At 63.1% G+C, this 14,724-nt stretch carries 16 protein-coding genes; 10 read left to right on the forward strand and 6 right to left on the reverse strand.

Annotated elements, in window-relative coordinates:
- Positions 1–2: 2 nt before the first annotated feature.
- The gene (locus AC5V87_RS19550) at positions 3–1,304 is read right to left on the reverse strand and encodes a hypothetical protein (RefSeq protein ID WP_495367500.1); all 1,302 of its coding nucleotides are present in this window, start codon (positions 1,302–1,304) and stop codon (positions 3–5) included.
- Between the two features lie 339 nt (positions 1,305–1,643).
- On the opposite strand from AC5V87_RS19550, the gene AC5V87_RS19555 reads away from it, so the two are divergent.
- From AC5V87_RS19555 to AC5V87_RS19590, 8 genes are all read left to right on the forward strand, one after another.
- Positions 1,644–1,814, forward strand: a complete 171-nt coding sequence (locus AC5V87_RS19555) for a Flp family type IVb pilin (RefSeq protein ID WP_456838697.1) — start codon at positions 1,644–1,646, stop codon at positions 1,812–1,814.
- A 114-nt stretch (positions 1,815–1,928) separates the two neighbouring features.
- Positions 1,929–2,132, forward strand: a complete 204-nt coding sequence (locus tag AC5V87_RS19560) for a hypothetical protein (protein WP_456838696.1) — start codon at positions 1,929–1,931, stop codon at positions 2,130–2,132.
- Positions 2,133–2,273: 141 nt separating this feature from the next.
- Entirely contained in the window at positions 2,274–2,528 is a 255-nt protein-coding gene (locus AC5V87_RS19565; RefSeq protein WP_456838695.1) for a hypothetical protein, read from the forward strand.
- 375 nt (positions 2,529–2,903) lie between these two features.
- Complete coding sequence (locus tag AC5V87_RS19570; protein WP_495367501.1) at positions 2,904–4,310, forward strand: adenylate/guanylate cyclase domain-containing protein; 1,407 nt, start codon at positions 2,904–2,906, stop codon at positions 4,308–4,310.
- 66 nt (positions 4,311–4,376) lie between these two features.
- The gene (locus tag AC5V87_RS19575) at positions 4,377–4,784 is read left to right on the forward strand and encodes a VOC family protein (RefSeq protein WP_495367502.1); all 408 of its coding nucleotides are present in this window, start codon (positions 4,377–4,379) and stop codon (positions 4,782–4,784) included.
- Between the two features lie 287 nt (positions 4,785–5,071).
- Positions 5,072–5,722, forward strand: a complete 651-nt coding sequence (locus tag AC5V87_RS19580; protein WP_495367503.1) for a cell envelope biogenesis protein TolA — start codon at positions 5,072–5,074, stop codon at positions 5,720–5,722.
- A gap of 364 nt (positions 5,723–6,086) precedes the next feature.
- Positions 6,087–6,623 carry a helix-turn-helix domain-containing protein gene (locus AC5V87_RS19585; RefSeq protein ID WP_495367504.1) on the forward strand — a complete coding sequence of 179 codons (537 nt, stop codon included), beginning with the start codon at positions 6,087–6,089 and terminating at the stop codon, positions 6,621–6,623.
- Between the two features lie 157 nt (positions 6,624–6,780).
- On the forward strand, positions 6,781–7,062 hold the full coding sequence (locus tag AC5V87_RS19590) for a hypothetical protein (protein WP_456838690.1): 282 nt from the start codon (positions 6,781–6,783) through the stop codon (positions 7,060–7,062).
- Positions 7,063–7,428: 366 nt separating this feature from the next.
- Here the strand turns inward: AC5V87_RS19590 and AC5V87_RS19595 are convergent, their stop codons facing one another.
- Together AC5V87_RS19595 and AC5V87_RS19600 are read right to left on the reverse strand one after the other, a co-directional pair.
- Entirely contained in the window at positions 7,429–8,520 is a 1,092-nt protein-coding gene (locus tag AC5V87_RS19595; RefSeq protein ID WP_495371923.1) for a hypothetical protein, read from the reverse strand.
- Positions 8,521–8,907: 387 nt separating this feature from the next.
- Positions 8,908–9,504 (reverse strand): phasin family protein, encoded by a 597-nt coding sequence (locus AC5V87_RS19600; protein WP_456838689.1) that lies wholly within the window; start codon positions 9,502–9,504, stop codon positions 8,908–8,910.
- 243 nt (positions 9,505–9,747) lie between these two features.
- Between AC5V87_RS19600 and AC5V87_RS19605 the strand changes: the two genes are divergently transcribed.
- Together AC5V87_RS19605 and AC5V87_RS19610 are read left to right on the forward strand one after the other, a co-directional pair.
- Positions 9,748–10,758, forward strand: coding sequence for an acyl-CoA desaturase (locus tag AC5V87_RS19605; RefSeq protein WP_456838688.1), 1,011 nt, complete (start codon positions 9,748–9,750; stop codon positions 10,756–10,758).
- 62 nt (positions 10,759–10,820) lie between these two features.
- Positions 10,821–11,777, forward strand: a complete 957-nt coding sequence (locus AC5V87_RS19610) for a hypothetical protein (RefSeq protein ID WP_495367505.1) — start codon at positions 10,821–10,823, stop codon at positions 11,775–11,777.
- A 25-nt stretch (positions 11,778–11,802) separates the two neighbouring features.
- On the opposite strand, the gene AC5V87_RS19615 is transcribed toward AC5V87_RS19610, so the two are convergent.
- The 3 genes from AC5V87_RS19615 to AC5V87_RS19625 form a co-directional block, all read right to left on the reverse strand.
- Positions 11,803–12,318, reverse strand: coding sequence for a ParB N-terminal domain-containing protein (locus tag AC5V87_RS19615; RefSeq protein WP_495367506.1), 516 nt, complete (start codon positions 12,316–12,318; stop codon positions 11,803–11,805).
- A gap of 1,293 nt (positions 12,319–13,611) precedes the next feature.
- Complete coding sequence (locus tag AC5V87_RS19620) at positions 13,612–14,133, reverse strand: ribonuclease toxin HepT-like protein (protein WP_495367507.1); 522 nt, start codon at positions 14,131–14,133, stop codon at positions 13,612–13,614.
- Positions 14,102–14,701 carry a nucleotidyltransferase domain-containing protein gene (locus AC5V87_RS19625; RefSeq protein WP_495367508.1) on the reverse strand — a complete coding sequence of 200 codons (600 nt, stop codon included), beginning with the start codon at positions 14,699–14,701 and terminating at the stop codon, positions 14,102–14,104. Before AC5V87_RS19625 ends, AC5V87_RS19620 begins: the two co-directional genes overlap by 32 nt.
- Positions 14,702–14,724 lie beyond the last annotated feature (23 nt).

Consider the following 14,724-nt stretch of genomic DNA (forward strand, 5'->3'; position numbering starts at 1 on the left):
AATCAGGTCGCGCGCTTGCCGGCAGATTGCGCTGACTTCTGCGGCTTGGCCGCGCTTCTCTGCTCACGCGCGGCGTGCGCCTTTGGCGGCTTGGCGCTGGCCACAGCCCGCGCCTTCCTGGACTTGGTGTTCGCGGCTTCCTTGCGGTCGCTCGCAACGCCGCGCTTCGAGATGTATTCCGCACCGTCGATCGGGCCGACATGCGGCGGATCGCGGTCGAGATAGGGTCGGCCGATGCCGAGCGCCTTGCCGTTGGCATCGACCCACTTCCACAGGATTTCGGTCGAGACCCACCGCTGTGCGCGGTTATTGCCCTGGGTGCTGACGATGTCGGCCGCCATGCCATGGCCGTAGCCGCCGCGGGTGCTGCCGCCGTGATAGGAGCGGTCGGAGGCGGCCTTCAGGCCGCTCGCGATCGACTGGCGATAATCGTCGCGGAACGCGCTGGTGATGCCGGGCGAGAGGCCGGCAGCTTCGGCGGCGAGCAGCGTGCGGAACAGTTTTCGCTTGAAACTCTTGTCCATGCCGCCGATGACATAGTCCATCATCGACATGCCGGCGTGCTCGGCCGCCTTCGGATCCTTCCAGCCGAAATCCTCGTCGACCAGCTTGGTGAAGCTGCGCATCACCGTGACCGTCTTGCCCCTGCGCTTGATGGTGACGGCGCGGCGCTCCTGCACCCTGATGGAGTCTTCCTTGGGCGTACGCTGGTAGAGCGTCCAGAGATAGCGGTCGATGCAGGCATCGATGACGAAGCATTCGTCGAGGACGGCGACGGTGTCTGCCGGCGGCGATGCCTTGCTTGGGGCCGGGGCGGGTCCGCCCGCGATGGAAGCGAGGGACGGTTCGTCGGTCGTCACGATCTCGGTGGGATCGGCGGATGCAATCTTGACGGGCTCGGGCGCCGGTGCAGGCGGAGCCTCGCTCATAACTGGCTCCGGTTCAGGCGAAAGCTGCGGGGCTGGGGGGGCTTCCGCCGGCAAGATCACTGTCGTATCGGCCGAAGCGAGCTTGATGGTGGAGACGGGATCCTCGGGCGCTGCTGCTTCAGCGATCGCTGGCGCCGCAGCAACGGCCGCTGCGATGTCGGCCGTCAACGCGATGCCATCCTCGATGGTTGCGGCGCGCGGAACATTGGCGAGTTCGAGACGGGGGAGATCTTTCGCGCGGGACACCGAGGCCGCATTGGCGCCGCTGTTCTCGATGAGCGCCGGAGCGTAGGCGGAGAGGGAGAGCGCCAGCCAGCCGGCCATAACGGCCGAGGGGCACGCGACAGCCACAAGAAGAGACCGCCGATCATTCATGATCCCTGCCTCCAAACGGTTCTGTTCAAAACCCGTCTTGTCCGAACAGTCTTGATGCAAACAGTCTTGCACGGAAAGGCATGTAGCGGCGTCGATTGTTCGGGGGACGATGTGGCGACGCAATGGCGCAAATGGCATAAATGGGGCTTTTCGCCTGGGTGTTGCGCAAGAGCAACGCGAGTTCCGTCGCAATTCCCGGGCTCAAGCAGCGGAAAACGCCCGCAAATTCAAGGTTCTTTTGTTGGTAAATTGAGCGAGCCGAATTTACTCGATCTTGGATTGATCAGGTGCATTTCTCCCGCGCCGGCAACGTCCGGTAGAGTTGGGAAGGACACGATAGTGAAACTGAACACCATGCTGGCCGCTTTCGCCGCCGATGAGTCCGGCGCCACCGCAATCGAATACGGCCTGATCGCGGCGGGCATCGCGCTCGCAATCATCGAAGTGATTTACGCACTCGGCACCAATCTTGTCGCAAAGCTGCAGACGCTGGCAACGGCCTTGAAATAGCGCGTTGCGCGGGCTCGCTGTTGCTTCGCTGCGCTCGCAATGAGGCGTGGAGCAGCGCGGCGTTTTGTCCGGTGCTTTGCGGCAACCTTGCTGACGTGGGTGCGTTGACAGGGCATGACGCATTCCTCGCTTCGTCCCATGGACGCCTTCGATCCCTCCGAGCCCGCCATCCTGCACGATCGTGTCTCCGGCACGATCATCACCTGGACCGCCGATCAGGCGGACGATTACCGGCGGGCCAGCCGGTTGCGCAGCGATGGAACCGTGGCCTGGAAAGCCTATGTCTTCGACGGCTGGGGGAACGTGATGGGTGGTTAGGTCTTCGGTTGGAAAACGCGTCCACCGGCGGGCGTTAGGCATATCGCCATGCACGGTACGCGATATTGCGTTGCGGCAATGCATATCGCAATGCAGCAAATCCGGCTTACATGTGCTCCGCACTTTTCCAGGAGCATCACTATGAACAAGAAGACTCTGTCGATCGCAGTTGCCGCCCTCGCCATCGTGGGCTCGACTGCCGCCTTCGCCGGCGAGCTGCCGGCCTACGAGGCCAATGGCATTCCGGCTTCGCCCCTGCAGGTCCGCGTGCTCGGCGCCAAGAATGTCGAGCAGCAGATCGCAGCGCCCGCCACCAGCGTGACGGCCCTCCAGGTCAGCGTCCTGACCCCGCGCAAGGTGAAGACCGCAACCGTGACAACGGGCTCGGTCCGCTGAATCGATCGCACCGAGCCGAGAGCTTGGTACCAAAGCTTTCCGCGACGTCATGGCCGGGCTTGTCCCGGCTATCTTTTTTGCGCGCCGGCTCGATCTCAGTCCCGGGTTTTTCTGAGGCGTGCTACGGCGATCGTGCCGGCCTTGACGCTGCTGCCGCTGGCTGCTGCTCGGCGAGGCCCCGACCAGTTGCAGCTGGCGGGTCTTGGCACGGTGCTGTGCGGATTTTACCTGGCGCAGCGGCAGCGCTGATCGAGGGATCAACCTCCCGTCATCGTGAGGCGGCAATTGCCTGCTACTGCTTGTGCCCCGCCATCGCCGGCATAGCTATGGGGAACGTGGATTTCCGCGCCGCCCCCTTTCAGGTAAAATCATTGCATGAGCGAGATCGAAACGCTGTTCGGTGTGCTGCGCCAGTCAGTCGACGAGAACGTCGCCGATCTCATCGAGCGCACGGTGCGGGAGGCGCCGGACCACGCGCTCTCCAAGATCAACCCGCTGCATCTGGCCCGCGAGGCCAGCCTGGACGAGGAGCTGGTGATCGGCGCTCTGCTGCGCGCGGTCGGGCTCGGCATCCTGGAGATGACCTGGAGCGTGATGTGCCCGAGCTGCGCCGGCGTGCTCTCCGCCAACAAGAGTCTGAAGACGGTCAACAGCGCGCAGTATCATTGCGCGTTCTGCGCGGCGGGCTATGAGACGACGCTCGACAATCTGGTCGAGGTGACCTTCACCGTCAGCCCGCGCGTGCGCAAGATCGCCGCCCACAATGCCGACCAGCTGTCGCTCGCCGAATATTATCGCCAGGTGTTCTGGAGCTCGGCGATCGTCCTGCCCAATGATGTCGACGCCCTCATGCGCGAGCTCACGCTCGAAGCCGTCGACCTGCCGCCAGGCGAGCGGGCCATCCTGTCGCTCCAGATTCCCGCGGGCATGCTGATCCTGTTCGATCCGGTGACGCACACCGCGCAGTTCATCGAGGTCAAGGGCGAGGAGACCAGCGAGCGCCAGAACCTCGTGCTGCTCTTCAACAAGGCCGACGTGCCGGTCGACGCCGTCACGCTTCGCCCCGGCGCGCTGCGGCTGACGCTGGAGAACCGCACCGATACGCGCGTGCTGCCGGCGGTGTGGGTTGCGAACGAGCGGCTCGATGCAGTCCTGACGCGGCGGAGGCCCAGCCTCACCGCAAAGCGGCTGCTCACCAACCAGACCTTCCGCGATCTCTACCGCACCGACACGCTCGCCATCGGCCAGCGCCTGAAGATCCTGAGCCTGACCTTCCTGTTCTCCGATCTCAAGGACTCCACCGGCCTCTACGAGCATGTCGGCGACCTCGTCGCCTTCGATCTCGTCAACGAGCATTTCCGCCTGCTCCAGGAGATCATCGCCGCCGAGCGCGGCGCCGTGGTCAAGACCATCGGCGATGCCGTGATGGCGACGTTCGAGACGCCCGACCGGGCGATCGCCGCCGCGATCCGCATGCGCGAGGCCATGAGCGAGCTCGGCGCCCAGCGTCAGCAGCAAGGCCTGTTGCTGAAGATGGGCATCCACGAGGGATCGTGCCTTGCGGTCACGCTCAACGGCCAGCAGGACTATTTCGGTCAGACCGTCAACATCGCCTCGCGCGTCCAGGGCCTCGCCGCCTCGCGCTCGATCGTGGTGACGGAGCAGGTGGTGGAGAATGCCGAGACACGCAGCCTGCTCGAGGCCGGCGGCCTTGTCCCGATCCGCCGCAGCGTCGCGCTGAGCGGGATTGCGGAGCGGGTGTCGGTGTACGAGATCCCGTAAGCTTCGAATAGCGGGTGCGGCACCATCCCGGATTGCGTGTTGCGCCATCCGGGCTACGCTGCCCCCATGAGCATTCTCCTCAACATCGACGTCCCCGACGTTGCCGCTGCCACGACCTTCTACACCGCCGCTTTCGGCCTGACGGTCGGCCGCCGCTTCGGCACCGACTTCGTCGAGCTCAACGGCTGGCCGGCGCCGGTGTATCTGCTCACCAAGCAGGCCGGCACGATTGGCGCGGGCGGCGACCGCCGCCGCTATGAGCGGCACTGGACACCCATGCATATCGACGTCGTCGTCGACGATGTCGATGCCGCTGTTGCGCGTGCGCTCGCCGCCGGCGCGGTGCTCGAGGTGCCGGCGCGCGATGCGCCGTATGGGCGGATCGCGATGCTGGCCGATCCGTTCGGGCACGGGTTTTGTCTCTTGGCGTTCAGCGCGAAGGGCTATGACGCGCTGCTCGATGCGGGATCGTAGCGTCGTGGCGAGGCCAATCCGGCAAAAGTTCGAAAACAACCCCATGCACAGTAGAAAGCAATTGGGATTTCACCGCCGGGTAAGGCGTGGATGGCCGGGGACCCCGGCCATGACGGCGTGGGGGCCAGGCTGCCCAAAGCTCCGACGTCATATGCGGTTGCACCGAGCCCGGAGCGACTTCGGCGATCCCGAAATAACGTTTGACGCGTCGGGCAAAACAGGGGCATGATGTCAGGGTGGCGCCGGTGCGACGAGAGCTGGTTGCTGCGCCGGGGCCGCGGAGCGACATGCCAGAGAAGAAGACAAAACCGCAAAGAAAACTGAAGACATACCAGACCTCGCTCGGCTTCTACGACCAGGCGGTCGCCGCACCCTCGATGAAGGCGGCGCTTCAGGCCTGGGGCGCGAGGTCCAATCTGTTCCATCAGGGCGTCGCAAAGGAGACCGACGACCCCGATGTCGTCGCCGCGACCATGGCAAGCCCCGGCGTCGTGCTCAGGCGCCCAGTCGGCTCGGACGATCCGTTCACCGAAGACGCCCAGCTGCCGAGCGCTCTCGCCGACGGCGAACCCAGGCCCAAGCGCAGGCCCAAGGCGGAATCGAAGAAGCGTCCCGTCAAGTCCGCACACAAGCCGTCCCGCAAGGCCGACGATCAGGCCGCGCGCAAGGCGGCTGCGGCGTTCGAGAAGGAGGAGCGGCGGCGCGAGGCCGAGCGCCGCAAGGAGGAGGCGGCGCGCGCGAAGGCGCGTGCGCGCCGGGACAAGGCCGTCGCCGCGGCCGAAGCCGCGCTGGAAGAGGCGAGGCGGAAGCACGTGGCGCGCACCGAGGCGATCGAGGCCGAGCGGGCCGCGCTCGATGAACGCAGCGAGGCCGAGCAGACCCGTTGGGACAAGCAAAGGCGGAAGCTCGAAGACGCCCTGCGCCGCGCGCGCGAGTAGGCGCGGGCGGATTTGGGACGGTCTGAGAGCGCGCTTTGTCCTTCGAGACGGCTGCTTTCAGCGGTCTCCTCAGCATGAGGCTAAGCGGCATTGGTGCCCGCTGAAACGATTGCCGCACCCTCCGTCCTCATCCTGAGGAGCCCGCCCAAGCGGGCGTCTCGAAGCATGGCCGCAGGGGCGGCGCTTCCAGATGCGACCGCCGTGCCGCAGCTTGGGAGTAAATCCTTTACCATGGCGGCCGGTCGTGGGCGGCCCGGTGGAACATTAGGGGTTTTGCGAAAAACTCTGCGCTAGGTTTCGATCCGGAATTTGCGGCTGCGTCGGATCCCTCGCCTGGCGCTGCCGCGAGCGTACGGGAGTCGTCATGGGCGATCATCGCGCCGCAGTCAGGCATCACACGCTGCGGACCGGCATTGTCGAGTTCGACAACGGCGCCGGCAGCAGCATCAGCGTGCCCTGCACGATCCGCGATGTCTCCGGCACCGGCGCGCGCCTCCAGCTCAACAGCTCGGCCTGGGTGCCGGAGCAGTTTTCGGTGATCTTCTCGAGCGGACTGCGCAAGGCCTGCCGGCTCGCCTGGCGCAAGGAGCGGCTGATCGGCACCGCGTTCGCGGACGGCTATGCGAGCCCGGAGGAGCAGGCCGCCATGATGACTGCGGACGAGCAGTCGCGGCACCGGCTCGGCATCGGCGCGCGTGTGAAAGCCGCGCGCGAGAGCCGCGGCTACACCGAAGCCCAGCTCGCCGAGCGCATCGGCGTTGCGCCCGCCTTCGTGGCGCGGGCCGAGATGGGCGAGGCGGACATTCCGCTCTACCAGCTGATGCACATCGCCGATTTGCTGATGGTCGGCCTCGACGGGCTCGTGGCAGGGCCTGCGCCCGAGGACGCCGACGCGGCGTAGGCGTTGACGACGTATCCGTCTCGGCTCACATCGAGCTGAGTGTGCGCGGCGGCCGACATCGGCGGAGTCGCAGCGGTCAATCAGGCAAATCGAACAGCGAAATAGCTTGCCTTGCTTTGCATCCTTGAGCACTCTTCGTCGTGAAGGAGACCAACGCATGAAGAAAATGACCCTCGCGTGTGCGCTCGGAACCGCCGTGGTGCTGTGCAGCCTGGCAACGTCAGGTGCGGAAGCCCGGACGCGAAAGGCTGTCGTGGTCCGGGCACCACAAGAGAGGCTCATCGTCACCGCGCCTGTGCTCCGGCCGACGCCGTGGGATTACTATGTCGTTCCGCGCTATCGTTATCGCCCTGAAGACGACCGTGTCGATCCCTATGGCCCACCGCTTGTGCCGTCATATGTTCGTTATGAGGGATGGCGCTGGCCGTATTGGTGGTAGCACCCGGCTCGCGTAGCTCTCGTAAGGGTGGTCAAAGCGACCTGTCCGCCGTAGCTCGAAGAGGTTCGCCTTTGCCCACCCTGCGGCAGTCAGGGCAATCGCATATGAAAACGATGTGATTTTTGGCGCTACCGTTTCCACATCGTCATGGCCGGGCTTGTCCCGGCCATCCACGTCTTCACTCCTGCAAAACACGACGTGGATGCCCGGGACATAGGCGAGCGAAGCGACGCCGTCCTTGCGGACGGCTATGCCCGGGCATGACGAGTTTGTGGTGCGATCGGCTCCTCACAAGGCACATCCAACCTGCAGCATTATCCGCATATGCGATAGCCCTGCTGCGGCAGGGTAGCCTGCCTTGTGAGCTCACCAATCTGGATCGCCGTAATAGGGGTCCATATAAGGCGGAGGCATCCAGGGACCTCGCGGCGGCCTGGGCCGCCGGGGCGCAGCGTCTGGTACATGGGGCCGGGCACGCGCAGCCGTATCGTTGTTCACACTGCGCACGACGGGCTTTGCGGCTGCGGAGGCCGATGACGCCGTCAGCTGCGTTTGCAGCGCCTGGACCTGCGCGGCGAGGCGCGCATTGTCCGCCGCATCCTTCTCCTGCGCCGCCTTGAGCTGTTGAATGGTGTCGGCCTGCTCGCGCAGGGTCTGCTCGTTGCGGCTTTTCAGTTGCTCGAGCTTGCCGTTGATGTTCGCAAGCTCGCTCGTGATGGCCCTGAGCGATTGCGCGAGATCGGACGATGACGCCTCAGGCGCCGCTGCGCCAGGCTTTGGTCTGGTTTCCGGGTCCTTGGCTTGCGTATCCTTGGCTTGCGTATCGTCGGCTTCGGTGTTCTTGGCGACCGGCGGCGCCGGGCTCGTCTCATCCGCCGCGGCCAGCAGCATGGCCGGCGGCTGCGCCGGACTTTCCACGGCGGAGGCTTGCGATTGTGTGCTCCTGGCGGGCGGACCCAATCGTGCCATGATCGACTTGCTGATCGACTTGCCGATCGACTTGGCCTCATCGCGATATTGCGAAGCGAAGGCCGCACCGAGAAGGCCGATCACCAGCACGAGGCCAACCAAGGCGCGCATCATGGTCCGGTCTCCCTTCAGGCCCTGATCGCGAAGCCTGTCATTTGGACCCTTGGCAGCCGGTGTCGGCGCCTTGCTTGCGGGACCAGCGGCTGCCGTCGCAGCGGCGCTGGCGTGCGAAACGGGCGGGCTTTCGCTGTTGCGTTCCATTCCGGAAACCAGCCGGTCCAGCCGAGCAAGGTCTTGCTCTGCGCTCTTGATCCGGTCATAGGCCCGCGCCAGCCCGCCATCGACGCGCGCCTCGTCCGGCTTGGCAGCATCAGGCTTGGCAGCATCAGGCTTGGCAGCATCAGGCTTGGCGGCGTCAAGCTTGGCGTTATCAGGCTTGTCGGTCTCGGGTTTGGGGTCGTTCGTCTCAGGCACCGATGCGCTCTCCATCCGGTCGGGCGTCAATGGGAGGCGGTCCGATCGCTGCAAGGATAGGTCTCGCCGCGGTCCGACACAACGCGTGTGCAAGGAAAAAATTATGGCGGACCCGGGGAGCGGGCAGAGTGAGCGCAGCGTGGGTTAGCTCCGCGACCGCGCAAGCGCAGTTCGTAGGTTGAGTCGAGCGGAGCGAAGCCCATCAATGTCGATGATCGCACGATGGGTTTCGCAAGGGTTCTACCCCTAAGGGCTTCCGGCCACGCGGCCCGGGATACGCGGCCGCCGTTAAAGCGCGACGAGATCAGGAATCGTCATCGCGCTTCAGGTTGTTGTTTGCGCATGATCTTTCCGGAAAGCCGCTTCGCGCTTTGCGCTAAGGCGGCCCTCCGGGTCCATGCTTTAGTGACGTGTGGCGCGGATTTCGAGCGTCGTCTGGGTGAGCCTGGCCACGAACCCCTCAAAATGCATGGCCCTTTGTCTGTTCATTTGTTCATGCAGCTCGGCGATCTCTTGGGACTTGGCGACGAAGGCCTCGCACGCCTGTTTCGCGTACGCCATCTGAAGCTCGATGGCCTCGATGGGTGAGCGCGCCGTCGCGAGCTGTCCCAGGAAGGTCCAGGCGTGCTCAAGCGACGTCCTGACGTAATCGCCATAGGCATCGGCAATCGCCTGCGTGCCGGCCTGAGAGGGGTCCCTTGGTGTGACGGGCGCGCTTGCCGCGATCTCTATCCCGGGCGGCAGGGTTGCAGTCGAGGGAACCTGCTCACCGATCAGCCGGCTCGTCTCGACCTCTTGCTTGGTCTCTGGCCCGTTCTCTTGCTTGTTCTCTTCCTTGTTCTCTTCTTTGTTCTCTTGGCTGATCTCCGCCGAGGCATCCGGCAATGGATGCGCCGGGGTTGCGTGGTGCTCCCCGGCCCCGGTCCGTTGCCCGGCCTTTTTCTTGCCGCCGCGCCGGCCGGATTTTCCCGTTGGCTTATTTTCTACCGTACTCAACATTGCAAATGGCTCCTGAATATCGCTGAAGCCGCAAGCCTCCGTCGCGTTTGCGCTGAAATCGCGATTGCGGGTTGTCACTTGCGTGGCGGCGATGTGATGAGATTTGGCCGGAGCCGGCAGTGCGTGGGGCCGGTTAGCCGCGCGACGGCGCGAAGCGCAGGTCGCGCGGCCGATCGGGTTCTTGCTAGAAATTATTCGCGTCTGTACCCTACGTTGCAGAAGTGTTCTGGAAGTGAGCCTGAAATGACCATAGTCGAGAGCGTGGAGCAGGGCGCGGAGGCGAAAATGCCGGCGGGCGTGCTGCTCGAAGGCCCCGTGGTCGATGCAAAATTTCGCGATTCCTACATCTCGTTCGCGCTCATGATCGGAGGCTCGATCGGGGCGCTGCTCTGGACCGTCATTTATGGCATCGGCTGGGTGGAGATCTCGGTCTTCGCCGGCATGTTCGTGCTGACCACGATGGGCATCGGCTTCATGCATCGCTACTTCGTGCATCGCAGCTACCGCTGCGGTCCGGTGATGCGCACGATCCTCGCTGCGATCGCCACGATGGCGGTGCAGGGCTCGATCCTGAAATGGGTGAGCAACCATCGCCGGCACCATCTCCACTCCGACCGGCCCGGCGACGTCCACAGCCCCTACTATGATGGCTCCGGCAACCGCATCGAGAGTTTTGCAAAGGGGATGGGCCACGCGCAGGGTGGCTGGGTGTGGGACAAGGAGACCACCGATGCCGAATACTACGCCAGGGACATCCTGGCCGACCCGATCGCGATGTTCTTCACGAGGACACGCTGGTACTGGTACGCGCTGTCGGCGCTGATCATCCCCGCCGCCCTCGGCTTCGCGCTCAGTGGCATGCGCACGATGATCGGCTGCGTCCTGTTCTCAGGCCTGTTCCGCAGCTACGTCATGACCATGGCCACCTCGCTGGTCAACTCGGTCTGCCACAGCGACGGCCGCTGGGGCTACCGCCGCTTCGATACCAATGACGGCACCACCAATGAGCTCGTCACCACGATCCTCACCTTCGGCGAAGGCCTGCACAACAACCACCACCGGTTTCCGCGCGATGCGTATCTCTCGCATGCGTGGTACGAGCTGGACATCAACGGCCTGATCATTCTGGGGCTGGGAAAGCTCGGGCTGGTGCAGGATATTTTCATGGCGGGCGCGCGTCAGAAGGCCCGGCCGGATGGACCTCGCGAGCCGGGACCGGCGCCCAAGGAGACCGACGCGGCGAGCAGCCGCTAGCGGCCTTGCCCCTACGGCTGGCGGCGGTTGAGACTTTCTCCGAATGCGCCCATATTGCGGGGATGACGAAAGATGCGTTCGAGAACCTGACCGCGGCTGTAACGACGATCAACACGCCGATGCCTGCCGCCATCGACGAAGGCACGCTGCTGGCCTGTCTGAAGGGGGAGATCTCCGAGCGAAAATGGCGCGTGTACGTGCAAGCGTTGTTCGACGAGGTCGATGTCTCAGTCATCCACAATCTCCTCGTTGATCATATCGTGACGTTCGACGAGTTATTGAAGGCAATCGAGGCCTGGCAGGTCACGGAGTCCGAGAATGAAAGATGGGTCAGGGAGATGGCTGCCCTCGCGGTGGGAAGATCTCCTGCAGAAGGCTGGTCGCCCTCGATGGTCTGGAGGGCGGCGCCGGACCTTGGACGTTCGGCGGCGGCACCGCGCTGGCGCAGATTCTGGCTCACCGGATCAGCTACGACGTCGATATCTTCCTTTTCAAGTACCGCCTTGAAGAACCTCGCACCGAACATGAACCCGGTCACGAAGTCGCTCTGCGATGGCTGGCAATGGCCGGGCAAGTACCCGAAGCTCACCCTGCGCGACGTAGGTGAGATCGATTTCCTCAACGCCCCGTCATACACCGCCAATCCGACCTATGACCTGAGATTTGGCGAGCGCACGATTGCGGCGGAGCGGTCTGCGGAAATCGCGACCAAGAAACTGGTCTATCGCGCGTCGACCTACACGGCGCGCGACGCCTTCGATCTGGCCGCGATCTATTTGCATGATCGTTCGGCGCTGGGCGAGATCGCGCGATCTCCGGCCATCACTCAGCACGTCGTCTCGTCTGCGTTGAACCGGGTGAACCTCGCGAAGAGCCAATATCAGGCGGAGATGAGAAGTCTAATCAACGCGACTTCGCGTGGGGAGGAATTCATCGACGAGGCTTGTGAAATTGCGTTGGAGGCATTGACGGAGGTTCGCGCTTTGATTCCTGACGGCAGAGCCAGGTCAGGGCGTTGAGTGCGCTGTCACCATAGTGCGACAATCAATAGCGGCCGCCGCTGCTCTTTTGCTGCGTGATCCAGTCCGACAATGTTTTCGGTTTCGATCTTGCAGTCCGGCCCGGTGATGCCTTCGGATTGTCGCGGATGCCTTTCGTCGGACGGGTGCGCGTCGCTTCCTTTGCGCCGACGCCCTTCAATTCAGCAATCGATGCCTCCGCGGCTTCCTTCTCGAGGCGCAGCTGTTTCAAGCGCGCCATCTTGATGCGCTCTGCCTCGATTTCGGGGCGTTCGGACAGCAGCGGCTTGTGGTGAGCAAGCTCGGCCGGAACCAGGACGCCGAGAATGGTTGTCTCACCAAGCGCCTTGCAGGCTTCGAGCCGATGCAGTCCCTCGACCAGAACGAGGCGGTCTCCGTCGAGCCGAACGGAAATGGGGGCCTGTTGTCCGATGTCCAGAATGCTTTCCGCAATCTCCCCGACGATCTTGGGCCTGATCGCCTTCATCTGCTTCGCGGGAACGAAGATCTTCTCGATCGGGAAGCTTTCCGGTTTGGGCATAACTTGACTCCGCTTCTACCGGGCCCGTCGGAACCCATGCCGGTGATGTCTGAAGTTTAGGGGGGAAGGGCTCGACCGCAAAGGCAATTTCGACGGTGGGTATTGATGAGCGTCGGAGCCGGAACCGATTTAGTGCACCGTAACTCCGCCGCGGCCGTGGGATTAGTGAGGTAGATGGGTTCGCTGATGCCGAGATCGTATTTTGCGTTCGGTAAGTCTTGCCGAGGGGGCAATCCACCGCCGCTTGTCCGCGCGGGGAATGAGAGATGGGTTACGCTACGCTAACCCATCTTGCGTGCTAATTGCTGTGCGCCCAAAAAAAGTCATACCGCAATTGTGAATTGGTCCACAGACGGCGGCCGTTCAGTCTGTTTATCTGCCGCCAACCGGCATCTCGTGCGCGCGTTTGGCATTGTGCATCTGGCGCCTTCGCATTTCGAAATTTCTGGGTGATCGCTATGGGCGTTTTTCATCGCACGGCCATGCTTTGCAGCTGGTTCATCGAGTCCACCATGAGCGGGTGTACCGAGAGATTTCGCGTGCGCTGAACAAGGCGCCCAGAGATTTTCCCGAGGCCCCGCCGGCGACGGACGGGGCTTTTTCATGTTCGCAAGCTACCCATTCCGCCCGGCGGAGCCTTCGCGAGAAGGAGGCAGGGTCGTGTGGGAGCATTTTGGACCCGATTTCGCTTTCGACGTGGTGAAAGGAATGGTCGCCGGAATAGCCTCAATGGCATTCCAGGTCGTGGCACCACGCACCTTTCGCGCCGCGAAGCAGTTTCGCGCGCGCTGGGTTGCGAGGAAAGCGGCGAAGCGAGCTGCGAGACGGGCACGCAGCAATGCGGTGGCCAATGATGAGCCGTGAGGAGCGGGTGGCCCGACGCATTAAGCGGATGAAGTTGCTGAAATGAGAAGGGCGGCCCTTTCGGCCGCCCTTTGCGTGTGTCCGGATCGGATCTATGGCGCGCCGGGCATAGTACGTCCTCAAAGGGCCCTGCAAGTCATTGGAATCCAACACTCCGAATTCCCCGCAAACCACCGGAATCTGGCGGATACCGAGCAAAGTATGTCCCCTAATTTCGAACACGACCTGGTCCGTGCAGGTGACGATCAGCTGGTGCAGATGGCGCCTGGGAATGGTCGGCGTCGAGTACCGCAGCCCCGACTACGCGCCGGCCTCACGGACGGAGAAGGTGGCAGCCGAGGCCTGCGCAGCCAGCGTGGAGCCTCGCCGGGCGTCAAACAGGCAATTCCCGTCTGAGAGGTCGGCCGCGCCCTCCGGCAGTCGGTGTCGCTATATTCCACAGGTAGGAGTTGATTCTTCGTCCGTCCGCGGCTTGTGCTCCCAGTCTTCGATGAACGAAACAATCTCCGACTCAAATAGCGGAAAAGCCTTTTTTAGAAGCTGCAAGTTTTTGTTCACGAGATCTTCCTTGAGAACCAGGCGGTAGCTGGTGCGCTCGCGATGGCGAAATGCGCGAAGCTCGTCCAGGAGAGCATAGAGGTCCTTGCCAATAATCTCTCGTCGCTTCTCAGTCTTCTCAGCAGCCTGCGCCAAGAGTTGAGCGTGGTAGCTCTCGGATTTCGCATACACCCCGCCATCCACGACGTTAAGCGCCTCTCGCAGAACATTCTCCATGCCGGTATAGACGCCTTCAACGCCACTGGCGCGAGACACGGTCCGAAGCCATTTTGCAGCGGCGTCGATCGCCTCTTCGAGCGGCACAAGCCGCTCGTCATTCGCGGCGAGAAATGCGTCGAATTCGGCCCGCGTCTCAGTAAGCCTAGTGCGCGTAAGAGCGAATGCGGGATGCATCCACCGCCTCCTTCATAATGGCTTTTCGCTTCGTGTCATCCAAGTCCGATGTGGGTATGAAGTTGAACGGAAAATCCCGCATCGAGTGCTCCAGAATACGAAATGCGGTCATCTCCGTCGCCGGATCGCAGTCGACCAAAAAATCTACATCCGAGTGGACGGCAAAGGTCCCTTTTGCCAGCGATCCGACCACCCATGCGGGGAAGCCAGCCCGCTCAAGCGCGTCCAGTGAGGCAACCGCACGCCTGGAAGCCAGGGACAATCTTTCATCCCTTCGTTCCGTCATCAGGATATCGATCCGTGACCTCGACACACTAAATTCTCCAGTTAGCATCCTCAATTTATGAGCTTGACGAGACGCTTTCAAATCCTCCGGGCAAAAATGTGCAATTACATTGGTTAACACCCCATTCGTTTGCCAGATAGGCGGCCAGATTGGAGCTGCCGGCGGCTGCTCGGCGATCGCGGCGACGTCGGGCCGCATCTTGGCGAGCAGCGCAAAGTTCAGCTCGAGCTCAGCTTCGTACCAGACCTTGCGGCCATCGAAGAAATCCCAGCTTATTGCCACTTTCCCTTGGGGATGGAATTATC

The organism is Bradyrhizobium sp. SOJA106 (genome assembly GCF_059448745.1).

Bases quoted from the DNA above. Each gene is read 5' to 3' on its own strand.
- AC5V87_RS19550 (WP_495367500.1), bottom strand. From the start codon at position 1,304: ATGAATGATCGGCGGTCTCTTCTTGTGGCTGTCGCGTGCCCCTCGGCC.
- AC5V87_RS19560 (WP_456838696.1), top strand. From the start codon at position 1,929: ATGACGCATTCCTCGCTTCGTCCCATGGACGCCTTCGATCCCTCCGAG.
- AC5V87_RS19565 (WP_456838695.1), top strand. From the start codon at position 2,274: ATGAACAAGAAGACTCTGTCGATCGCAGTTGCCGCCCTCGCCATCGTG.
- AC5V87_RS19570 (WP_495367501.1), top strand. From the start codon at position 2,904: ATGAGCGAGATCGAAACGCTGTTCGGTGTGCTGCGCCAGTCAGTCGAC.
- AC5V87_RS19575 (WP_495367502.1), top strand. From the start codon at position 4,377: ATGAGCATTCTCCTCAACATCGACGTCCCCGACGTTGCCGCTGCCACG.
- AC5V87_RS19580 (WP_495367503.1), top strand. From the start codon at position 5,072: ATGCCAGAGAAGAAGACAAAACCGCAAAGAAAACTGAAGACATACCAG.
- AC5V87_RS19585 (WP_495367504.1), top strand. From the start codon at position 6,087: ATGGGCGATCATCGCGCCGCAGTCAGGCATCACACGCTGCGGACCGGC.
- AC5V87_RS19590 (WP_456838690.1), top strand. From the start codon at position 6,781: ATGAAGAAAATGACCCTCGCGTGTGCGCTCGGAACCGCCGTGGTGCTG.
- AC5V87_RS19595 (WP_495371923.1), bottom strand. From the start codon at position 8,520: ATGGAGAGCGCATCGGTGCCTGAGACGAACGACCCCAAACCCGAGACC.
- AC5V87_RS19600 (WP_456838689.1), bottom strand. From the start codon at position 9,504: ATGTTGAGTACGGTAGAAAATAAGCCAACGGGAAAATCCGGCCGGCGC.
- AC5V87_RS19605 (WP_456838688.1), top strand. From the start codon at position 9,748: ATGACCATAGTCGAGAGCGTGGAGCAGGGCGCGGAGGCGAAAATGCCG.
- AC5V87_RS19610 (WP_495367505.1), top strand. From the start codon at position 10,821: ATGACGAAAGATGCGTTCGAGAACCTGACCGCGGCTGTAACGACGATC.
- AC5V87_RS19615 (WP_495367506.1), bottom strand. From the start codon at position 12,318: ATGCCCAAACCGGAAAGCTTCCCGATCGAGAAGATCTTCGTTCCCGCG.
- AC5V87_RS19620 (WP_495367507.1), bottom strand. From the start codon at position 14,133: ATGCATCCCGCATTCGCTCTTACGCGCACTAGGCTTACTGAGACGCGG.